Annotated in this window: 16 protein-coding genes and 1 pseudogene; 16 read left to right on the forward strand and 1 reads right to left on the reverse strand. The window is 39.3% G+C overall.

The window, feature by feature from the left end:
* The first annotated feature begins 259 nt into the window (after positions 1–259).
* The 3 genes from JFU24_RS22210 to JFU24_RS22220 all read left to right on the forward strand — a co-directional run bounded on the left by JFU24_RS22210 (position 260) and on the right by JFU24_RS22220 (position 4,135).
* Positions 260–1,855, forward strand: coding sequence for an ATP-binding protein (locus JFU24_RS22210; RefSeq protein WP_201250504.1), 1,596 nt, complete (start codon positions 260–262; stop codon positions 1,853–1,855).
* Complete coding sequence (locus JFU24_RS22215; protein ID WP_056529765.1) at positions 1,849–2,535, forward strand: response regulator; 687 nt, start codon at positions 1,849–1,851, stop codon at positions 2,533–2,535. The genes JFU24_RS22210 and JFU24_RS22215 overlap by 7 nt, the downstream gene beginning before the upstream one ends.
* Before the next feature lie 307 nt (positions 2,536–2,842).
* Complete coding sequence (locus JFU24_RS22220; RefSeq protein ID WP_201250505.1) at positions 2,843–4,135, forward strand: CitMHS family transporter; 1,293 nt, start codon at positions 2,843–2,845, stop codon at positions 4,133–4,135.
* A gap of 350 nt (positions 4,136–4,485) precedes the next feature.
* Here the strand turns inward: JFU24_RS22220 and JFU24_RS22225 are convergent.
* A pseudogene (locus tag JFU24_RS22225) lies at positions 4,486–4,839 on the reverse strand (helix-turn-helix domain-containing protein); the annotation flags it as partial.
* A 282-nt stretch (positions 4,840–5,121) separates the two neighbouring features.
* On the opposite strand from JFU24_RS22225, the gene JFU24_RS22230 reads away from it, so the two are divergent.
* From JFU24_RS22230 to JFU24_RS22290, 13 genes are all read left to right on the forward strand, one after another.
* Entirely contained in the window at positions 5,122–7,074 is a 1,953-nt protein-coding gene (locus JFU24_RS22230) for a PTS mannitol transporter subunit IICBA (RefSeq protein ID WP_201250507.1), read from the forward strand.
* An 86-nt stretch (positions 7,075–7,160) separates the two neighbouring features.
* Complete coding sequence (locus JFU24_RS22235) at positions 7,161–9,251, forward strand: BglG family transcription antiterminator (RefSeq protein WP_201250508.1); 2,091 nt, start codon at positions 7,161–7,163, stop codon at positions 9,249–9,251.
* A gap of 5 nt (positions 9,252–9,256) precedes the next feature.
* The gene (locus JFU24_RS22240; RefSeq protein WP_201250509.1) at positions 9,257–10,402 is read left to right on the forward strand and encodes a mannitol-1-phosphate 5-dehydrogenase; all 1,146 of its coding nucleotides are present in this window, start codon (positions 9,257–9,259) and stop codon (positions 10,400–10,402) included.
* A 246-nt stretch (positions 10,403–10,648) separates the two neighbouring features.
* Entirely contained in the window at positions 10,649–11,248 is a 600-nt protein-coding gene (locus JFU24_RS22245) for a TetR/AcrR family transcriptional regulator (protein WP_313888855.1), read from the forward strand.
* Positions 11,249–11,265: 17 nt separating this feature from the next.
* A complete protein-coding gene (locus JFU24_RS22250; protein ID WP_201223285.1) occupies positions 11,266–12,096 on the forward strand; it encodes a transporter substrate-binding domain-containing protein in 831 nt (276 codons plus the stop codon).
* Between the two features lie 33 nt (positions 12,097–12,129).
* Complete coding sequence (locus JFU24_RS22255) at positions 12,130–12,774, forward strand: amino acid ABC transporter permease (protein WP_201186391.1); 645 nt, start codon at positions 12,130–12,132, stop codon at positions 12,772–12,774.
* A 15-nt stretch (positions 12,775–12,789) separates the two neighbouring features.
* Positions 12,790–13,527: an amino acid ABC transporter ATP-binding protein gene (locus tag JFU24_RS22260; protein ID WP_053347481.1), complete on the forward strand. Its 738-nt coding sequence runs from the start codon at positions 12,790–12,792 to the stop codon at positions 13,525–13,527.
* Between the two features lie 29 nt (positions 13,528–13,556).
* Positions 13,557–14,003 carry an OsmC family protein gene (locus JFU24_RS22265; RefSeq protein WP_053347480.1) on the forward strand — a complete coding sequence of 149 codons (447 nt, stop codon included), beginning with the start codon at positions 13,557–13,559 and terminating at the stop codon, positions 14,001–14,003.
* A gap of 787 nt (positions 14,004–14,790) precedes the next feature.
* Complete coding sequence (gene nikA / locus JFU24_RS22270) at positions 14,791–16,320, forward strand: nickel ABC transporter substrate-binding protein (RefSeq protein WP_201250510.1); 1,530 nt, start codon at positions 14,791–14,793, stop codon at positions 16,318–16,320.
* A complete protein-coding gene (gene nikB, locus JFU24_RS22275) occupies positions 16,321–17,265 on the forward strand; it encodes a nickel ABC transporter permease (protein WP_201250511.1) in 945 nt (314 codons plus the stop codon). It abuts the gene before it with no gap.
* A 62-nt stretch (positions 17,266–17,327) separates the two neighbouring features.
* Positions 17,328–18,104, forward strand: coding sequence for a nickel transporter permease (gene nikC / locus JFU24_RS22280; protein WP_242485490.1), 777 nt, complete (start codon positions 17,328–17,330; stop codon positions 18,102–18,104).
* On the forward strand, positions 18,101–18,901 hold the full coding sequence (locus JFU24_RS22285) for an ABC transporter ATP-binding protein (RefSeq protein WP_313888854.1): 801 nt from the start codon (positions 18,101–18,103) through the stop codon (positions 18,899–18,901). The genes nikC and JFU24_RS22285 overlap by 4 nt, the downstream gene beginning before the upstream one ends.
* Positions 18,898–19,662 (forward strand): ABC transporter ATP-binding protein, encoded by a 765-nt coding sequence (locus JFU24_RS22290; protein ID WP_116820900.1) that lies wholly within the window; start codon positions 18,898–18,900, stop codon positions 19,660–19,662. The genes JFU24_RS22285 and JFU24_RS22290 overlap by 4 nt, the downstream gene beginning before the upstream one ends.
* Positions 19,663–19,751: the final 89 nt, after the last annotated feature.

The following is a 19,751-nucleotide window of genomic DNA, read 5'->3' on the forward strand; positions in this document are numbered from 1 at the left end:
TAGAAAAGGCTGATTTTAGTAAAACTCAACAAGTAGTTCCACAAGCTTTATAAGAAATAAATCAAGTAAAAGGAACATTGAATAATAAAAATACCGTTTATTATTGAACAGGTTTTGGGCTTGGTTTGGTTAATCTTTTTCAAAACAAGCTCTCTCTTTTTTATCAGGGTTCATGTTCATTATTTATTAGAAATGGTAAAATCACTATATTCCTATAAAATTTAAAAAGTGGAAATGAAAATAGAGGATGCTGTTGAATATGAAGAAAGTATCGCTAGAAACCAAGATTCTTGGGTTAGTCTTATCATTGAGCTTATTTTTGATTCTCCTATTAACGACCTCCTTTTCCTATATGGAAGGAAGACAAATAGCGAAGGATAAAGGTCAGTTAGCATTGGAGTTATCAAGAACCATTAGTTTTATGCCTACCGTCACGGAGGCATTTGAATCCGAAAATCCTGCTAGAACGATCCAGCCGATTGCCGAAAAGATTCGCAAGGAAACGGGGGCTGAATTCATCGTTGTAGGAAATAAAGAGGGAATTCGTTATTCTCATCCGTTAGCCTCTGAAATAGGGAAGCGAATGAAAGGCGGGGATAACAACCGAGCTATAAAAAATGGTGAATATTACGTTTCTGAAGCGGCTGGTTCGCTTGGTCTTTCTATTCGAGGAAAGTCACCGATATTTGATAAGGATGGAAAAATAATTGGAATCGTTTCGGTCGGTTTTTTAGTGAACGATGTTCGTGCCCAAATTTTTAAGGATTTATCTAAAGAGATGATTGTGTCTTTAGTAGCCATTATGATATCAATCGTCGGGAGCTATATGCTGGCAAGAAGCATACGTAAAGATACATTAGGGTTAGAGCCATTTGAAATTGCTAATTTATATAAAGAGAAAAATGCTGTACTTCACTCGGTGAAAGAAGGTATTTTAGCCATTGATCAAAATGGTTTGATTACATCCATGAATCAGCCGGCAAAAAAGTTGCTGGATATAAAGGAACCTGTTCGCCATTTGAATGTAGATGGGTTGTTTCCTTCAACATATTTATATGAAGTGTTGAAATCAGGGGAACCGCAAGTGGATAAAGAAATTTCATGGAAAGATAAATCTGTTATTGTGAATTGCACGCCGATCTTCGATAGTGAAGGTGTAAGCGGTGTTGTCGCTTCGTTCCGTGATCGAACAGAAATAGAGGAAATGGTTAACACACTATCGGAAGTGAAGATGCATTCAGAGGATTTAAGAGCACAGACCCATGAATTTACTAATAAATTATATGTTCTATCCGGATTGATACAGTTAGGGGAATATGATGAAGCAATAGATATGATTCAAAGCGAAACATCCGAATTGTACTCTCTGAACCGTGTTGTTTTCGAACAGATTAAAGATACAAAGGTACAAGCTCTGTTACTTGGGAAGATAGGAAAAGCATCAGAAAAGAAGATTCCCTTTGAAATAGACTCACAAAGTTACTTAGAGAAACTCCCGGACCATATAAAATTGTCCCAACTTACCTTGATTCTTGGCAATATAATCGATAATGCGCTGGAAGCGGTTTCTGGCATGGATGAGCCACTAGTGAAATTTTTCGCTACCGATATCGGAAATGATATGGTATTTGAAGTAAGTGACAATGGAAAGGGAATACCCGAGAATGATATCGCGTTTATTTTCGACCGGGGTTTCACTTCGAAAACAAGTGGAAATCCAAGTGGATATGGACTATCAAATGCTGATCATGTTGTAAAAGAGTTGGGTGGCATCATCGAAGTTCAAAGCGAGGAAGAAAACACCGTATTCACCGTGTATCTTCCTAAAGAGCAGACAGGAGGGAAAGAATGCTAAAAATAAGAGCGGTCATTGCAGAAGATGATTTTCGTGTAGCGGATATCCATGAGAAATTTTTAAAAAACTTTGAAGAAATAGAAGTGGTCGGGAAAGCAGTAAATGCAAAAAAAACTCTTCGGATCTTGGAACAAAAAAGCCCTGATCTGCTTCTGCTTGATGTCTATATGCCGGATCAGCTTGGTACAGACTTACTTCCAAGCATTCGTCAGAAATTCCCGAATGTGGATATTATCATGATTACGGCAGCCACAGAAAAAGAACAACTTGAAAAGGCCCTTCACTATGGTGTAGAGAATTATTTAATTAAACCGGTAGAAATGAAGCGCTTCAACCAAGTCATAGTGGAGTATCTTAAGAAAGCCCACCTTATGCAATCTAAACAAGATATAGACCAGGATTTTGTTGATCTTATTTTAAAAAAGGGATCGTCTACGCCGGAAATCAATGATGGACCTGCATTACCAAAGGGAGTCGACGAAATCACATTAACGAAAGTAATGGAAGTTCTTGAAATAAGCGACATTGGTTTGTCAGCTGAGCAAGTGAGCTCTCAAATCGGCGCTTCTAGAACAACAGCAAGGCGTTATCTGGAATACCTGATATCCGTAAAGAAATGTAAGGCAGAAGTAATATATGGAGTAGTAGGGAGACCAGAACGTAGATATTATAAGATTTGATTCAGAGAAAGATAACCTAGGAAATATAAAAACACCTTCGTAAATGGAGGTGTTTTTTGTATGGGAAAATCGGTGGGGAGAAAAGTGCTTTAGAGATTACCAATATTGTTAAAATCATTTAAAAACCGACCATTCAAACCCCGGGCATGGCATCCGGTATAGTCTGAAAATTGAAGATGAAAAGTACCTCCGTGAACACAATGAACACAATTAACAAAATAGTTTTAAAACACAATAAATTGAAAACGCTTACAGATTAAGCGTTTTCATATACAATTTACTTTATTAGAAGATAGGAGTGATAGATATGCTCGCTTTATTAGGATATTTGATGATTTTAGTGTTTATGATTTTAATTATGACAGGGCGACTTTCAGCCATGATAGCTTTGATCGTAGTACCTAGTGCCTTCGCACTTATTGGTGGTTTCGGTAGTCAAATGGGTGAAATGGCGCTAGAAGGAATCAAAAGTGTGGCGCCAACAGGAATCATGATTTTATTTGCAATCCTTTTCTTTGGTATTTTGATTGATGCTGGAGTTTTTGATCCAATCATTAATACGATCCTTAGACTTGTAAAAGGAGATCCTGTAAAAATTGCCATCGGTACGGCAGTTTTGGCTTTACTTATTTCGTTAGATGGAGATGGTACAACCACATATATGATCACGATTTCTGCCATGCTTCCGCTATATAAACGGATTGGAATGAAACCGCTTATATTAGCTGGTATCGCTGTTTCGTCATCTGGAGTCATGAATCTTCTTCCTTGGGGAGGCCCGACAGCAAGGGTGATGACTGCTTTGAAATTAGAAATGTCCGATGTATTCACGCCTGTTATTCCTGCTATGATTGGCGGCGTGCTATTCGTTCTATTCATGGCATATTGTATGGGTAAAAAAGAAAGAAAAAGAATCGGGATAATAGAAGTAGATTATCATGCTGTAGCTCAACATGCGGCTGCAACTGAAGATGCTTACATTAAGCGTCCTAAATTAATTGTCTTTAATTATGCGTTAACACTTACCCTGCTAGTCGCGCTGATTATGGAACTTATGCCTTCAGCGGTCCTATTTATGATAGGTTTTGCCATTGCTATTACGATTAATTATCCGAAAGTAAGTGATCAAAAAGATCGTGTAGCCAATTATGCTGACAATGCTTTATCAGTTGTTTCGATGATATTTGCAGCAGGTGTCTTTACCGGAATTCTTTCCGGAACGGAAATGGTAGATGCTATGGCAAACTCTATGATTCAGCACATTCCTGACCAAATGGGTGCACACTTTGCCGTTATCACAGCTATCATTAGCGCACCTTTTACTTTCTTCATGTCTAATGACGCCTTCTATTATGGCGTACTTCCATTACTTGCTAAGGCAGGTGCTGCTTATGGAATTGATCCTGCCATGATAGGAAGAGCTTCTCTTTTAGGGTTACCAGTTCATCTATTAAGTCCGCTTGTTCCATCAACCTATCTATTGATTGGGATGGTAGGAGAAGATTTTGGAGCCCTGCAGCGTACTTTCTTGAAGTGGGCTTGCGGATCGACACTTGTCATGATTCTGGTATCTCTTGTATTAGGAATAATCCCACTATAAGAGATATAGCAAGTAGTTCCTCGATCTTTTAAAGTACCCTTTTATTGTAAAGAGCCCCATTCGTACTAGTACTAGTACGAATGGGGCTCTTTAATTTCGATTGAAAGGTGGCTCTCTATCCTACTGCTCGCTTTCCTCACTAACACTCTATCTATCAAAGCTCATAATGATATTTATTACTGGCTGATTGAACTACCCACCACTTATCGACCTTACTGTCTGATTGAAGTGGGGGATTCCTAAGAACATTAGCCTATCGGCCAATTTTTAATTAGGCTACTCCCGTAGTTCCTACGGTTAGAAGCCTTAAGGCTTCATTCATTAGATTGAGTCCTGCGTTAATATCTCGATCGTGGTGACTTGTTTTGCTTTTTATAATATCGACTATAGGAATCTGCTAAATTTTCCACCGATTTCTGTAAGGCAATACTGTCTACTTCTTTCAGGAAAGAATACTCTTTCTTTAAAGCTGGAAGTTCTTTGATTGTTGCGTATTTATTCAGAAAAGAACCTTTCCATTCATTAGAGGGTAATTGGCCGTTCTGCTTCATTTCTTCACAGATATACCAGTAGGCATCTTTCTCCTTTTGTTTGCCTAAAAAGAAGTTATAGACAAAACGGGAGCAGCCGATCGTTTTATTGATTAGAACTAGTTGTTCTTTAGTTGGATAGATTCGAAATTTATAAGCTTTGTTTACGACCATTGGTTTCACCCCCTTATAGTTATTATTAACCATCGAACGTATGTTTGTCAAAAGATTACTTTGGCTTATGCCAACCGCCATTCATCTCCCCTTACCGTTGGGCTCTCGCCCTTCACACGCTTGAAGAGGGAGTATTCTGGCGGGAAATGGTAAAACTAGAATTAAGAGAAACATTATGTTTGTCTTCTCTCTCGCGACAAAGTTAGCTTTTTCTTTTATTGAATGTGGATGTACAGTACCTTAACATTAGGTGAAACTATATTAAGAAGGGAAGAGAGCAAAATGGCTCACTTTAATATAAAGGTTGCTGTTCAAAAGTTCGGTAACTTTCTAAGTTCAATGGTCATGCCGAATATATCAGCTTTCATAGCTTGGGGGTTAATCACTGCACTATTCATTCCTTCTGGTTTTCTCCCAAATGAAAGCCTTGCCAAAATGGTTGGCCCAATGGTTACTTTCTTACTTCCGCTTTTAATTGGGTATACAGGTGGTAAGTTAGTTCATGATCACCGAGGGGGCGTAGTTGGTGCTATTGCGACTATGGGTGTTATTGTTGGATCTGATATTCCAATGTTCCTTGGTGCAATGATCATGGGGCCGTTTGGCGGATATGTTATCAAGAAATTCGATCAATTTATTGAAGGAAAAATAAAAGCCGGTTTTGAAATGCTTGTTAACAATTTCTCAGCTGGGATTCTTGGCGGCTTGCTGTCCATTCTATCTTTCTTAGCGATAGGTCCTGCTGTTGACGTGTTTACAGGATGGCTTGTAGCAGGTGTTGATTGGCTTGTAGGTACAGGTTTACTGCCATTAACAAGTATTCTAATCGAACCTGCCAAAGTATTGTTCTTAAACAATGCAATTAATCATGGCGTCCTTTCACCAATCGGTGTAGAGCAAGTTAAACAAACTGGATCTTCCATTCTGTTTCTGCTTGAAGCAAATCCTGGACCCGGTATTGGTATTCTGCTTGCTTATTGCTTCTTCGGAAAAGGTACTGCGAAGAGATCGGCGCCTGGAGCTGCCATCATTCATTTCTTCGGTGGTATCCATGAAATATATTTCCCTTATATTCTAATGAAACCGATGTTATTTTTAGCGGTCATTCTTGGAGGCATGAGCGGAGTTTTCACTTTAGTTCTTTTAGGCGGCGGATTGTTCGCTCCCGCTTCGCCAGGCAGTATTCTTGCCATTACAGCGGTAACTCCGCATAATATGGGCGCATATATTGCTAACTTTGCAGGTGTGATCGTAGCTGCAATTGTATCATTCATCGTAGCTGCATTCGTCTTGAAAACAGGCAAACAGACGGAGGAAAATATCGAAGATGCTGCGAAAAAAATGCAAGAAATGAAAGGGAAGAAAAGTTCTGTTGCTGATGTATTTGCTTCAGATCCGGGCACTATGCCAACAAACGTCAGTAAAATTATTTTTGCTTGCGATGCTGGTATGGGTTCAAGTGCAATGGGTGCTTCCCTCCTGCGCAAAAAGGTAAAGGAAGCTGGTTTGAATATTGATGTTACAAATACAGCAATCAGCAACATTCCTTCTGACGCACAAATTGTTATTACACAGGAAGAGTTAACTCCAAGAGCACAAAATAAAGTGCCGAATGCTTTTCATGTATCTGTCGATAACTTCTTATCAAGTCCTGAATACGATTCATTGCTAGCGCGGCTTCAGGATGATGGTACTGACGAGCTTCATGAGATTGTCGAAGATGCTGAAGAGGAAGTTCCAGGTGTTCGTGAACATTCAATTGAACCTGGCATCGATGCAGGTGAAGAAGGTGCACCGGATGATAATGATCTGCTTCGCGAAGAAAATGTCTTCCTTAATCAGCATTTTGACAATAAGGAAGAAGCGATCCGCTTTGCGGGAAGAGCTTTGGTAAATGCAGGATACGTTAAGGAAAGCTACATTGAAGCGATGATTGCACGTGATGAAATGACTTCAACCTATATGGGAAATGATGTAGCCATTCCACACGGAACTGAGGAAGCTAAGAAAGATGTCCTTAAATCTGGATTTACCGTTTTACAGATACCAAACGGTGTCGATTTTGACGGTCAAAAGGCTCGGTTAATATTCGGAATAGCCGGCAAGGATGGCACGCATCTTGAAATTCTATCTGGCATTGCGGTTACTTGCTCGGAGATGGAGAATATTGAAAAGATGGTTAAAGCCACATCAGCCAGGGAATTGATGGATATTATAAACGTTAAAAATAATTAAATACTCTTAACCAAGAATAGAAAAGCGTTTTACGCTTTTCTATTCAGTATTTTCTCGTGTTACTCCACCTGAAATGAGTTGGTAGCATGTATATTACTTCAAGGGAAAAATCAATCATAGAATTGATCATAAAAACTTCAGGAAAACATACGGCCATATCCATTGCAACACAACTGAATGTAAGTGTCCGGACGGTTCAACGTGATCTGAAGGCCATAGAAAAAATCCTGCAATCTTTTGAGTTGCATTTAACACGCAATACACATGAAGGGCTGTCCATCGATGGGAAGAATGAACAAGTCTTTAGGCTTGTACAGCATCTGATGGGTAATCATCCGATTGATCAAACGCCACAAGAAAGAAAGTTGCATCTTCTTTTAGCTTTACTGCAGGAAGAATCATATAAAACTCAAGCTCTAGCGGGGGATCTCGGTATAAGCATAACCACTCTTTCAACCTATTTAGACGAACTGACTGAGTGGATAAGAAATTTTAATATCGTGATTACCAGAAAAAGGGGAGTCGGAATAGAGCTTACCGGCACTGAAGAAAATAAACGGAAAGCTCAGGCTGCCTATTTCTTGCACTTCTTTAATGAAGAGCTGATTGAAAGTTTATTTTTGTTGCAAGAAGGAAAATTCCCAGAAGGGAAAATCCTCGACTATTTCGATCCCGATTATCTTCTGGCTATTGATGGGGTGCTGAACTCGACCTTTAACAGTGTCCATTCGCGTTTGGCTGATAGCGGGTATATAGGGTTAATTGTGCATATTTATGTAACCCTGCAAAGGAATGAAAGCCAATTTTTTTTGGAGAAGGACTTCAAGAAAATAAGAGAACTTTCGGATGAGAATAATCTTATGAATAAAATAGGCAAGGAACTCAGCACCATGCTGGAAGTCTCTTTTACTATCGATGATATAAGCTACCTGGCCGCCATCCTTAAAGGTTCCAAGCTTCATGCGGCGGATGCAGTTCCATATGACAGTGTGGTGCTAGGCCAGCTGATAAGGAATTTGATAAAAGATGTTTCTGCTCAATTGCAAATCGATTTGACCAAGGATTTCCCATTGTATCAAGGGCTCCTTGCTCACATGGAACCATCGCTTTTCCGGATCAAACAGGAAATGGGATTATATAATCCCTTAACGGAAGATATTAAACGAAAGTATCCGGTTCTCTTTTTAGCAGTAAAGACCAGTCTGGAAAAGGGGTTCAAAGAAATTAAAGATTTTCCTGAAGATGAAATAGCCTTCATTGTCCTTCATTTCGGATCTGCATTAGTGATGCGGGAGGAAGAAATATCAATAAGGGCACTCATTGTTTGTCCGACAGGTATAGGTACGTCGAAGATGCTTGCAAGCCGGATCAAAAAAGAAATCATAGAAATCCAGACTGTAGAAATCAAGACGATCAAAGATATCCAGCAGCAGGGCAGCCTGAAAAACTATGATGTAATCATTTCTACGGTTCGGCTTCCGTATATCGATATGGATTATATCCTCGTATCCCCTCTTTTGAGTGAAGAGAATATATTGAACATCAGGAATTATTTAAGGAAGAATATTGAAAACTTCACTAAAAATAAGCGTTATAGCAGTCATTCAGCCCAAAAGGATTCCCTGCCAAAAAAAGAGAATGGCGAATTGAAAGAAGTATTGCAGGAACTGAAAGACGTCCAACAAGCAATAGACGCTGTTATCAATAATTTCCGGTTTTATCGGCTGCCGCATCTGAAAGGACATCCGCGAATCATCGAAGAAATGGTTCGGATGGCTGAAAAGGAAGATCTGCTAATGGATGCGGATGATGTGATTGGATCCCTTAACGAACGGGAAAAAAAAGGTGGTTTAGGTATTCCAGGCACTGGAATGGGCCTTTTTCATACCAGACATAAGAATGTGAAAGAGCTGATTTTCCAGGTGGCCCACTTAGATGAACTCTGTATGGTAAGAGGAATGGACGGAAAAGACGTGTATATGAAAAACCTGTTGCTGATGCTTGCACCTGAAGAATTAAGTGCGAAGCAGCAGGAAATCGTCAGCTTAATCAGTTCAAGTTTAATTGAAAGCAATGAATCTATAATGATTTTTTCATCATCAGACGAAGAAGTAATTCGCAGTAGAATGGAAGCCATATTTTTGGATTATTTATATACTAACTTGATAAAGGGATGATAGAAATGAAACAAGTAGTACATTTCGGTGCAGGGAATATTGGAAGAGGATTTATTGGGGCACTCTTTTCACAATCTGGATATCATGTAACATTTGTAGATATAGCTGATCAAATCATCGACCAGTTAAATGATAAAAAGCAATACCAAGTCAAGTTGGCGACTGATCAGCAAGAATCGGTCACAGTAGAGAATGTATCAGGTTTAAACAGCTTAAAGCAGGAAGAGGAAATCATCAAGGCAATTAAAGAAGCAACATACCTTACGACTGCAATCGGTCCGAATATTTTGCCTCACATCGCACCTTTAATTGCAAAAGGGTTAACTTCAAGAGTGAAGGAAACCGATGAAAAACTATATGTGATTGCTTGCGAAAACCAAATATCAGCAACAGATCTTTTAGAAGGATACATTCTAGAAAACTTAGATCAAGATACAAAGGCAAAATTAGCTGATAAAGTATCCTTCTTTAATTCAGCTGTTGATCGAATTGTTCCGATTCAAAATAACGAGGGTTCCCTCGATGTTTTGGTAGAACCTTATTATGAATGGGTCGTTGAAACGAATGAAAACATTCCTGCTGTTGAGGGGATGACCATTGTAAAAGAACTCGCTCCATTCATTGAAAGAAAACTTTTTACCGTTAATACAGGACATGCTGTCATTGCTTACTTGGGTTATCTTAAGGATAACAAATTGACGATTGACCAGTCATTGGAAGACGAAGGCATTGTAAAGCAGGTCAAGAAAACATTAGATGAAACTGGAGCCTATTTAATAAAGGAATACCAGTTGAACCCAGACGAGCATCAGCAATATATTAACAAGATTATTAACCGATTTAAAAATTCTTACTTAAATGACTCAGTAAATAGAGTAGGCCGTTCACCTCTTCGTAAGCTTGGACCAAACGACCGTCTTGTACGCCCTGCAGTAGAAGCGAAGAAAGCTGGACTTTCCTATACACATCTAGCGAAGGCAATAGCAGCAGCTTTACTCTTTAACTATAACGAGGATGAAGAAGCACTAAAGCTGCAAGCGATGGTGAAAGAAAACGGTGTACCTTCTGTTCTTAAAGAAGTTAGTGGTCTAGACGAAAATAGCGAAATTACCAAAGAAGTTGTCAGTCATTACAATGAGTTAAAGAAATAAATAGTTTATGACCAGAGCTCCTGAAATGAATTTTCAGGAGCTCTTTAACTTAGGAATATTGCTGAAGGGATGCAAAGTACTTACGTGATCAATTGCTTTACGCTATACAATGCTCAAAAGGATAAAATAAATTTCTCTCAATACCAACTAAACCACTAAAGATAATTGACTACAGAACAGTAATTTTATATGATAATACTGACTGACTAATCAATCGGGAGGTGAGAAAGAATTTCTACAGAAAAGGTGGATAGAAGAGAGCAAATATTAGAGATTTCGCAACAACTTTTTGCTTCACTTGGTTATCATAAAACGAAGATTTCTGACATCGTTCGAGAAGCGGGTATTGCGCAGGGAACTTTTTATTGGCATTTTAAAAGTAAAGAAGCTATTGCTTTAGAAATTATTCAACAAGGGCGGAACGGACTTCTGGAAGTTGTAGCGCACGGACATCGAAAATTTCCTGGAACTGTTAAGGATGTTGTGAGTTCCTCTGAAAAGTTATTTGAAGAGTTGTTTGATTTTTCCGCATCTAATCGATATATGATGGAAATGATATTCAAAGGAATTGACGGTGAAGAGTCACTTAAACAAGTGATTATTGAAACTCGATTGAAGGTGGAAGAAGCTTTTCAAAATAATATTAAAAGAGCGATGGAGCTAAACATTCTACCGGAAAGGGATCCTGGTTTACAAGCTGCATTATTAATGAGTTTATTTGAAGGAATCCTATCTAGGTGGTTATTCGGACCGTTCTCAGAGGGTTCGCATATACGAAACAAAACAACGGCGGAACTGGCTAAAGAAATGGTCAGATTCGAATTTTTTGGATTATTAGGAACATAAAAAGGAGACAGATTATTATGAAGAAAAAATATTCATACCTTACATTGGTATTATTATTAGCATTTACTTTGATTTTAAGTGCTTGTGGTTCGAAAGATGATAAGGCAAGCGAAAATAAAGAAAGCAGTGCAGATTTATTACAACAAATCAAAGATCGCGGAACACTTAAAGTAGGGCTTATGGGTACATATCAGCCATACAATTTCTTGAATGATAAGAAAGAGATGGATGGATTTGATGCTGATATCGCGAAAGAAATGGCCAAGCGTCTTGGAGTGGATGTTGAATTTGTTTCTCAAGAATTTTCAGGTATGGTGGCAGGATTACAAACAAAAAAATTTGATGCAGTTATTAGTCAAATGACCATTACTGATGAACGTAAAAAACAAATGGACTTTACGGAACCGTATATCACTAACCATGTGAAGGTAATCGTTCAAGAAGATAATAACTCGATTAAGTCTGTAAAAGATTTCAAAGGCAAAAACATTGGAGTGGGGCTAGGTACTAATGACGAAACATATCTTCGTACAGAGCTGCTTCCAGAGGTGGGGGATTTTACAATTAAAACATATGATGATGTTATTACATCATTAAAGGATTTGGACTCTGGAAGAATCGATGCAACCATTAATAATATGTATGCGTTGAAACCAGTTGTAGAGAGTAATGGATTTAAGATCAAAGCAGTTGGTGAACCGGTTAAATCTGATAAAGCAGGAATCGCGATTCGTAAAGGCAATGAATCATTATTGAAAGAATTGAATAAACATCTAGCTGATATGAAAGAAGACGGCACATATAATGAGATTTTTGTGAAATGGTTTGGGGAAGAGCCAAAAGAATAAACCTTTAGTAGTAGAAAGGATACAAGCAAAGTTATGGATGTTATTTGGGTTAACCTACCATTTTTATTGAAGGGAGCGTATTATACGCTCCTTATCACCATTATTTCAATGTTTTTTGGATCGATTATTGCTGTGGTTGTGGCGGTAGCAAGACTAAAAGGTAATAAGTTTATTAGGTGGATGGCTCGTGCATATGTTTCCATCATAAGAGGTACTCCCACTTTGGTCCAAATTATTATTGTGTATTATGGACTGGCTGATTACGGATTAAATCTTCAACCACTAACAGCGGCTTATATTGCGTTAAGTATTAGTATCGGGGCTTACCTGTCTGAAACATTACGCGGGGCGATTCAATCTATCCCTAAAGGGCAATATGAAGCGGCATATGCTTCTGGAATGACGCCATATCAAACGATGCGCAGGATTATTTTCCCGCAAGCGATTCGGGTGGCCATCCCGCCAGCAGGCAATACATTTATTGGGATGTTAAAAGAGACATCACTTGTCTCCGTTATAACGGTTACCGAATTATTGCGTTCAGCTCAATTATTAATCGCTCAATACTATGTGTACATGCCATTTTATTTAGCAATTGCGCTAATGTATTGGATTATGAGTACAGGATTTTCCTTTGTCTTGGAAAGAATTGAAAAACGGTTATCAATATATGACTAAGTATGGTGAAGTAGAATGATAAACATCAACAACCTATCGAAGAGTTTTTCAACATTAGAAGTGTTGAAGGATATTAATTTACAAGTGAACAGCGGCGAAGTTGTTGTGATTCTTGGACCGAGTGGTTCAGGTAAAAGTACATTGCTTCGATGTATAAATGGTCTCGAAGAATTAACGAGTGGAACTATTGAAGTGAGCAACATTGTCGTTGATGCGAAAAAAAGTCATAAAGAGCGCAATAAACAAATTAAAAAAGTCCGTCTTCATACGGGAATGGTTTTTCAACAATTTAATTTATATCCGCATAAAACGGTATTGGAAAATGTTATCGAAGCACTGTTAATTGTGAAAAAATGGTCGAAAAATGATGCAGAGATAAAAGGGGAAACGCTGTTAAAAAGAGTAGGTTTGATTGATAAAAAAGATGTGTATCCTTCCCGATTATCTGGAGGTCAGCAACAAAGGGTTGCGATTGCAAGAGCACTTGCCATGGAACCGGATATCTTATTGTTCGATGAACCAACGTCTGCATTAGATCCAGAGTTGGTAGATGAGGTGTTGGCTGTAATTAAAGAACTTGCTCAAGATGGAATGACCATGGCTATCGTTACACATGAGATGACTTTTGCTCAGGAAGTTGCTGATCGAATCGTCTTCATGTCAGATGGTGTCATTGTTGAAGAAGGTCCCCCAGAGGAATTCTTTTCACAACCACAAACCGATCGAGCCAAGAAATTTTTGAAGAAAATGTAGTTAATATAAGGAGAGCTGGAGGAATTAATATGAAAGTAGTAACAAAATGGAATGGCCAGCGTGCTTTCACAGCTGTTGGAGATTCAGGTTATGAAGTAAGTATGGACGCAACTCCTGCATATGGAGGCGAAGGTAAAGGATGTACACCAACTGAAATGCTGCTGGCTTCTCTAGCTGGTTGCATTGGAATTGATGTCACGATGATACTGAAACCTTATTTGTCATCTGTGGACAAGCTTGAAATTGAAACAGATGGCACGAGAAAAGAAGAATTGCCAAAAGGATTCACATCCATTGTTGTGACTTTCATCATTGATGGGCAAGTGGACAGTAAACGAATCTGGAGGGCAATTAATCTGGGCAAAGAAAAATACTGTGCGGTATCAGATTCTTTGAAAGCCGATATCTCATTCCGGCTAATTTTAAATGGGGAAGAACAAGCAAAAATAGTTACTGATCAGAACCAAGGAGAATAAATACTTTTAACTTTTCAAAGGCACTGTGGAGAAATCTCTACGGTGCTTTTGTTGTTTTTAAGGAAAAAGAAAAAGGATATTTCTTAGGAATATAAATTTAACGCTTGTAAATAGTAATCATTACGTTTTATAATGAGAGACAGTCAAGACATCTATAGTGATAATTCTTGAACAAAAAGGATTTTTTTATAATATAAATCGTAATTATTTTGATTTGTGTGATGAAGGGGTCTTTTTATGTTGAGAATATAGCTCGTACTTGAATTTGGTACTTTTACTCGTGAGTTTAGCGCAGTTACTCGTGAATTTGGTGCAGTTTCTCGTGAGCTTGGCGCATTTACTCGTGAGTTTGGCGCAGTTACTCGTGAGTTTGGCGCAGTTACTCGTGAGTTTGGCGCATTTACTCGTGAGTTTAGCGCAGTTACTCGTGAATTTAGCGCATTTACTCGTGAGTTTAGCGCAGTTACTCGTGAATTTGGTACTTTTACTCGTGAATTGAGTGCATTTACTCATGGGTTCGTTCTTTAACTCGAGTTTAGTCCTCTTACGAGTAAGTTTGGAGAAGGGAGAAGCAGAAGGAAGGTAGAAGATTATCCAATCCATACATAGTAAGAAACCTATAAACAAGGGACAATTTGAATGATTTCTGATTGGAGAAATCTCTCACCAGTAATATCAGGCAATTATTGCCTGGCAAATCATGATAGTAAAACTGTGATTTAAATCGTAATCAATACGATTTTCGACAACTGATATAAAACTAAAAAAATTTATGGAGGATTATCTTATGTTCAGGAAATACAAATCATTATTTATTCTATTTCTAACAGTCTTTCTTTTGGTAGCATGTTCTTCCGAGACTACAAAAGAACAAGAGAAAAAGAAAAAAGAAGTGAATTTACTTTTTAATTTTGCCACTAGCTCGCTTGATCCAAATGTTGATACAAGTTATGTGTCACTGCGTGCAGGAATTACTGAAACTTTGGTACACCTCAATGATAAGGACTTGACTATTGAGCCTTGGCTTGCCAAGAGCTGGGATAGTGAAGATGGACAATTATGGGAGTTCAAGCTAAGGGAGGGAGTGACGTTTCAGAATGGAAAACCTATGAATGGCGAGGCGGTAAAGGCATCTTTAGAGAGGGCGATGAAAGATAGTCTAGCGATTAAAAATGCCTTGCGCATTGATTCGATAGAAGCAAAAGGAAATACCTTAATGATTAAAACAGAAGGTCCCTTTCCGGAGTTCCCATCTGAATTAGTTCATCCAAACACATCGATTATTGACGTAAAGGAAAGTGACTATATAAACAAACCAGTTGGGACAGGCCCATTTGCCGTGTCGAAATTCACACCAGGAACTGCAGTGGATCTTAAGCGGTACGATTCTTACTGGGGTGGAGCCGCGAAACTGGAGAAAGCCAGATTTTCGTTTAATGAAGATGCCAACGCGCGCTCTCTTGCACTTGAATCAGGAGATGCTGATATTGTCTTCCGTCCAGAAGTTGAAAGCCTAGGAAATTTAGAAGCTATAGATGGGGTAACTGTGGAGTCCACATCTACTTTCCGTGTACATCAAATGACGATGAACTTAGAACGGAAAGCGCTGCAAGATATACACGTTCGTAAGGCTATAGATGCTTTGATAGATCGTTCATCCATTGCGAATACGATTTTACAAGGTCATGCAGAAGTTGCCACAGGACCTTTTCCATCTACGTTCTCATTTGCTCCAGACTATCCAAAAAAAGAGAACGGAATGGAAGCGGCTAGAGAATATCTTGAAAAAGCAGGATATAAGAAAGTACATGATGTTATGCAAAAAGACGGCAAACCGCTTTCGTTTACGCTTCTTACTTACAGTTCACGTGCCGATTTACCGTTAATCGCTCAAGTATTTCAATCGGATGCTGCGCAGTTAGGAATTGATGTGAAAATCAAACAGATTGAAATCCCGGAAGAGTATATGGCTGCCAATCGGGATTGGGATTTAACAACGTACAGTAATTTAACGGCACCGCGCGGAGATGCCGGTTACTATTTAAATGCAACGTATCATCCAAATGGCGCCTTAAACTTCAGTGGTGCGGATGACGATCACTTGAAGGCACTTATTGACAAGTTAAACGTAACGGTTGGGCAGAAAAAACGTTCAGATTTAGCTGAAGAAATTGCGATGTATGTGGATGAACAAGTATATAACTCATTTATTTTACATCCCAACACACTTGTTGCATATAACTCTAATAAAGTTGAAAACTGGATCACTTCGCGAAGTGAATACTACATGCTGACGAATAAACTGGATGTGAAGTAAATGTTCCGCATTCTAGGCCGGCGATTTATCGAGGTTGTGATTTTTATCCTTGTTATTACATTTATCAGCTTTCTTTTTGTGCGGCTCGCTCCAGGTGATCCGGTACTATCAATTCTTCAAGTGGATGATGTATCGATCACAAACGGGCAAGTCTATGAGCTTCGTGAAGAATTGGGATTCAACGATCCGTTGCTTGTACAGTATGGTCATTGGTTTGCGGACTTTGTTCAATTAGATTTCGGAAATTCCTATATTACGAATCAGCCTGTGATGAAAATGATTATAAGCGGTCTGCCAGCGACACTTGAACTGTCAATGGGTGCTTTACTTGTCATGCTTAGTATAGCTATTCCTTTAGGATCGCTTGCTGCTTTATATAGAGGCAGTTGGATTGACCAGATAAGTCGTGGAGTCTCATTATTTGGCGCAGCTATCCCTAGCTTTTGGCTGGGACTACTTTTGATTGATTTATTCGCGGTGAGATGGGGGGTATTTCCAACAATGGGGAGGGACGGATTCATTTCAATGGTCTTGCCGTCGGTTACTTTGGGCCTTGCCATTACAAGTGTATACGTCCGCTTGCTGCGTTCGAGTTTGATTGACTCGCTTAGTCATGAATTTATCAGAGCCGCCCGGTCAAGGGGGATTTCAGAAATACGTATCTTCTTTGCCCACGCATTTCGCTATAGTTTACCGCCGGTCATTACCGTATTCGGTGTTAGCCTTGGCAGCTTGATCGGCGGGGTCGTCGTGGTTGAAGTGATTTTTGCTTATCCTGGTATTGGGAAGATGGTCGTTGACTCTATTCGATCTCGTGATTATCCAGTCATCCAAGGATACATTTTAATTATGGCTATTATTGTATTTATGGTAAATAGCGCAGTGGATTTAACTTACCGATATTTGAATCCTGAGCTAAGACTAAAGGAAAGGAATAATAGTTGATGGAATTAGTGTTCAGAAAACAAATCAAAAGACGATGGAAAGCTGCCGCTATTTATACAACGATGGCTTTTGTGTTTGCTGTTGCAGCGTACACCTTTCTTGGCCTGAAGCATGATCCGCTACTAGTCAATCTGGCTGAAAGATTATTGCCAGCAAGCTTAGAACATCCGCTCGGCACGGACCACTTAGGGCGTGACGTATTAACGCGTCTGCTGCTTGGTACAAAGCTGACGGTTGGCTATGGGCTCTTATCCTTGTTAGTTGCTGTTATAATCGGCGTCCCGTTTGGGGTAATTTCTGGATTCAAAGGAGGTCTGATCGATCGAATTTTCATGCGTATTGCAGATGCTTTTTTATCATTTCCAGATACGATCGTAGCTATTGTGTTGAGTGGTCTATTAGGTCCGGGAATTGAGAACCTGCTGTTGGCCATTGTTGTAGTGAAATGGGTGAACTATGCTCGGCTTGTGCGCAGTACGGTGATTACTGAGCGTCAGAAAGATTATGTGACGGTAGCTAAAATTAATGGAGTTAGTTCCTTCCGAATTATGCGAAAACATCTATTTCCGCACCTTATTGGGAATGTACTCGTACTGGCAAGTCTCGATTTAGGGAAAATCATCTTACTCATATCTTCCCTGTCTTATATTGGACTCGGTGCGCAGCCTCCAGCACCAGAATGGGGAGCGATGCTCAATGACGCCCGTCCTTACTTTCAATCCAATCTGTTTCTGATGATTTATCCCGGACTTGCTATTGGATTTGTCGTTTTTTTATCAAACTTACTCGGTGATTATTTGCGTGATAAATTTGATGTGAAAAAGGAGGTGGAATCGTGAGTATTTTAACCGTTAATCATCTATCTGTTATAGGAAAACAAAATAGGATTGTCAAAGATATTTCGTTAGACATCCATAAAGGAGAGTGGTTCGCACTTGTTGGTCAAAGTGGTAGCGGCAAAAGCATGACAGCCATGGCAATCGGACAGTTGCTATCGCCAAATCTCCAAGCAAAGGGAGAAGTATGGTATCAAGAAAAGAATTTATTAACGCTGTCTTCCTCTGAAATGCGGAAATTTCGCGGAAAGCACCTAGCTTATATTTTTCAAGATTACCAAGGTTCATTTACTCCGTTTCTTACCATTGGACAACACTTCGAGGAGTATCAGCGGACGCACCTTAAACTGTCTAAAAAAGCAAGACGGCAGCAAGCTGTGGAAGCGCTTATTTCCGTTGGCCTTTATGAAGATATCTATAGAAGATATCCGTTTCAATTAAGCGGGGGGCAGCTTCAACGTGTGTCCATTTCGATAGCCCTGCTGCTTAAACCAGATATATTGATAGCAGATGAACCGACTACTGCTTTGGACAGTGTATCTTCTTTTAAGGTTTTGCAATTGTTATCCCGGCTGCAAGTAGAGACCGGCTGTGCAATTTTGTTCATTACCCATGATTTGCGCCATGTGAAGAAATATGCGAACCGAATTGCTGTTATGAAAGAAGGAGTAATCATAGAAACCGGTGATAAAAATCAGGTGCTGAATCATCCGCAGCACGCTTATACAGATAAACTGATTCAATCATCGCCATCACTTAGAAGCAGAAGTCCATTAACACTTGAAGGAGTGTCAGGATGAGTTTATTAGAAGTGAAAAATGTCCATAAAACGTACGATAACGGTGTGGAAGTTCTTAAGAACGTGAATTTTAGCATGGAGAGGAAAGAGTGCCTAGGTTTAGTAGGAGAGAGTGGGTGCGGGAAGAGCACGCTTGCTCGCTGCATTTTACAGATTGAATCTATTAATAAAGGTATGATCATGTTCGAGGGGACGCCTCTGCAAAACAAAAGCGAGCGCAATTTAAAGCCGTACCGAAAAAACATCCAAGCGGTTTTACAAAATCCTGCTTCAGCGTTGAATCCAAAACTAAGGATAAAAGATTCGCTAATAGATCCTTACCTGCAATACAGCAGTCAAGCTAAGATGAAACAATTTCAGTATACAAGTGAAGAAAACTTTGTCGCACAGCTATTAGAAGCTGTAGAACTTCCAACGGGGCTTGCTGAACGATTTCCGCATGAACTAAGTGGAGGACAGAAGCAGCGGGTGACCATTGCACGCGCTATTAGTATTGAACCAGCGCTTATAATTTTAGACGAACCGGCTTCAAGTCTTGATGTGCTATCACAAGCAGCCGTATTGCGTTTGTTAGATGAACTACGAGTTACGTTGGATATTTCATATCTTTTTATTTCTCATGACCTGTCGGCTGTGCATGAGATGAGTCAAAAAATCATGGTGATGAAAGAGGGTGTCATTGTTGATTCATTCGAGAAGGAAAACCTCTTTTCTATGGACCGTCATTCATACACACAAGAATTATTAACAATGTTTGAATGATGAAGAACATCAGGAGAACCGCTCTATCTGTTTAAAATATAAATCGTAATGATTTCGATTAATGACAGATAAGGTTTTGAACCATAAGG

Origin of the sequence: Peribacillus sp. TH27, from assembly GCF_016650915.1 — a bacterium.
Taxonomy (GTDB): Bacteria; Bacillota; Bacilli; order Bacillales; family DSM-1321; genus Peribacillus; species Peribacillus butanolivorans.

Coding starts and splice junctions, on each gene's coding strand:
- JFU24_RS22250 (WP_201223285.1), top strand. CDS start 11,266: ATGAAGAAAAAATATTCATACCTTACATTGGTATTATTATTAGCATTT.
- JFU24_RS22260 (WP_053347481.1), top strand. CDS start 12,790: ATGATAAACATCAACAACCTATCGAAGAGTTTTTCAACATTAGAAGTG.
- JFU24_RS22220 (WP_201250505.1), top strand. CDS start 2,843: ATGCTCGCTTTATTAGGATATTTGATGATTTTAGTGTTTATGATTTTA.
- JFU24_RS22255 (WP_201186391.1), top strand. CDS start 12,130: ATGGATGTTATTTGGGTTAACCTACCATTTTTATTGAAGGGAGCGTAT.
- nikC (WP_242485490.1), top strand. CDS start 17,328: ATGGCTTTTGTGTTTGCTGTTGCAGCGTACACCTTTCTTGGCCTGAAG.
- JFU24_RS22265 (WP_053347480.1), top strand. CDS start 13,557: ATGAAAGTAGTAACAAAATGGAATGGCCAGCGTGCTTTCACAGCTGTT.
- JFU24_RS22230 (WP_201250507.1), top strand. CDS start 5,122: ATGGCTCACTTTAATATAAAGGTTGCTGTTCAAAAGTTCGGTAACTTT.
- JFU24_RS22240 (WP_201250509.1), top strand. CDS start 9,257: ATGAAACAAGTAGTACATTTCGGTGCAGGGAATATTGGAAGAGGATTT.
- JFU24_RS22290 (WP_116820900.1), top strand. CDS start 18,898: ATGAGTTTATTAGAAGTGAAAAATGTCCATAAAACGTACGATAACGGT.
- JFU24_RS22235 (WP_201250508.1), top strand. CDS start 7,161: ATGTATATTACTTCAAGGGAAAAATCAATCATAGAATTGATCATAAAA.
- JFU24_RS22210 (WP_201250504.1), top strand. CDS start 260: ATGAAGAAAGTATCGCTAGAAACCAAGATTCTTGGGTTAGTCTTATCA.
- nikA (WP_201250510.1), top strand. CDS start 14,791: ATGTTCAGGAAATACAAATCATTATTTATTCTATTTCTAACAGTCTTT.
- JFU24_RS22215 (WP_056529765.1), top strand. CDS start 1,849: ATGCTAAAAATAAGAGCGGTCATTGCAGAAGATGATTTTCGTGTAGCG.
- nikB (WP_201250511.1), top strand. CDS start 16,321: ATGTTCCGCATTCTAGGCCGGCGATTTATCGAGGTTGTGATTTTTATC.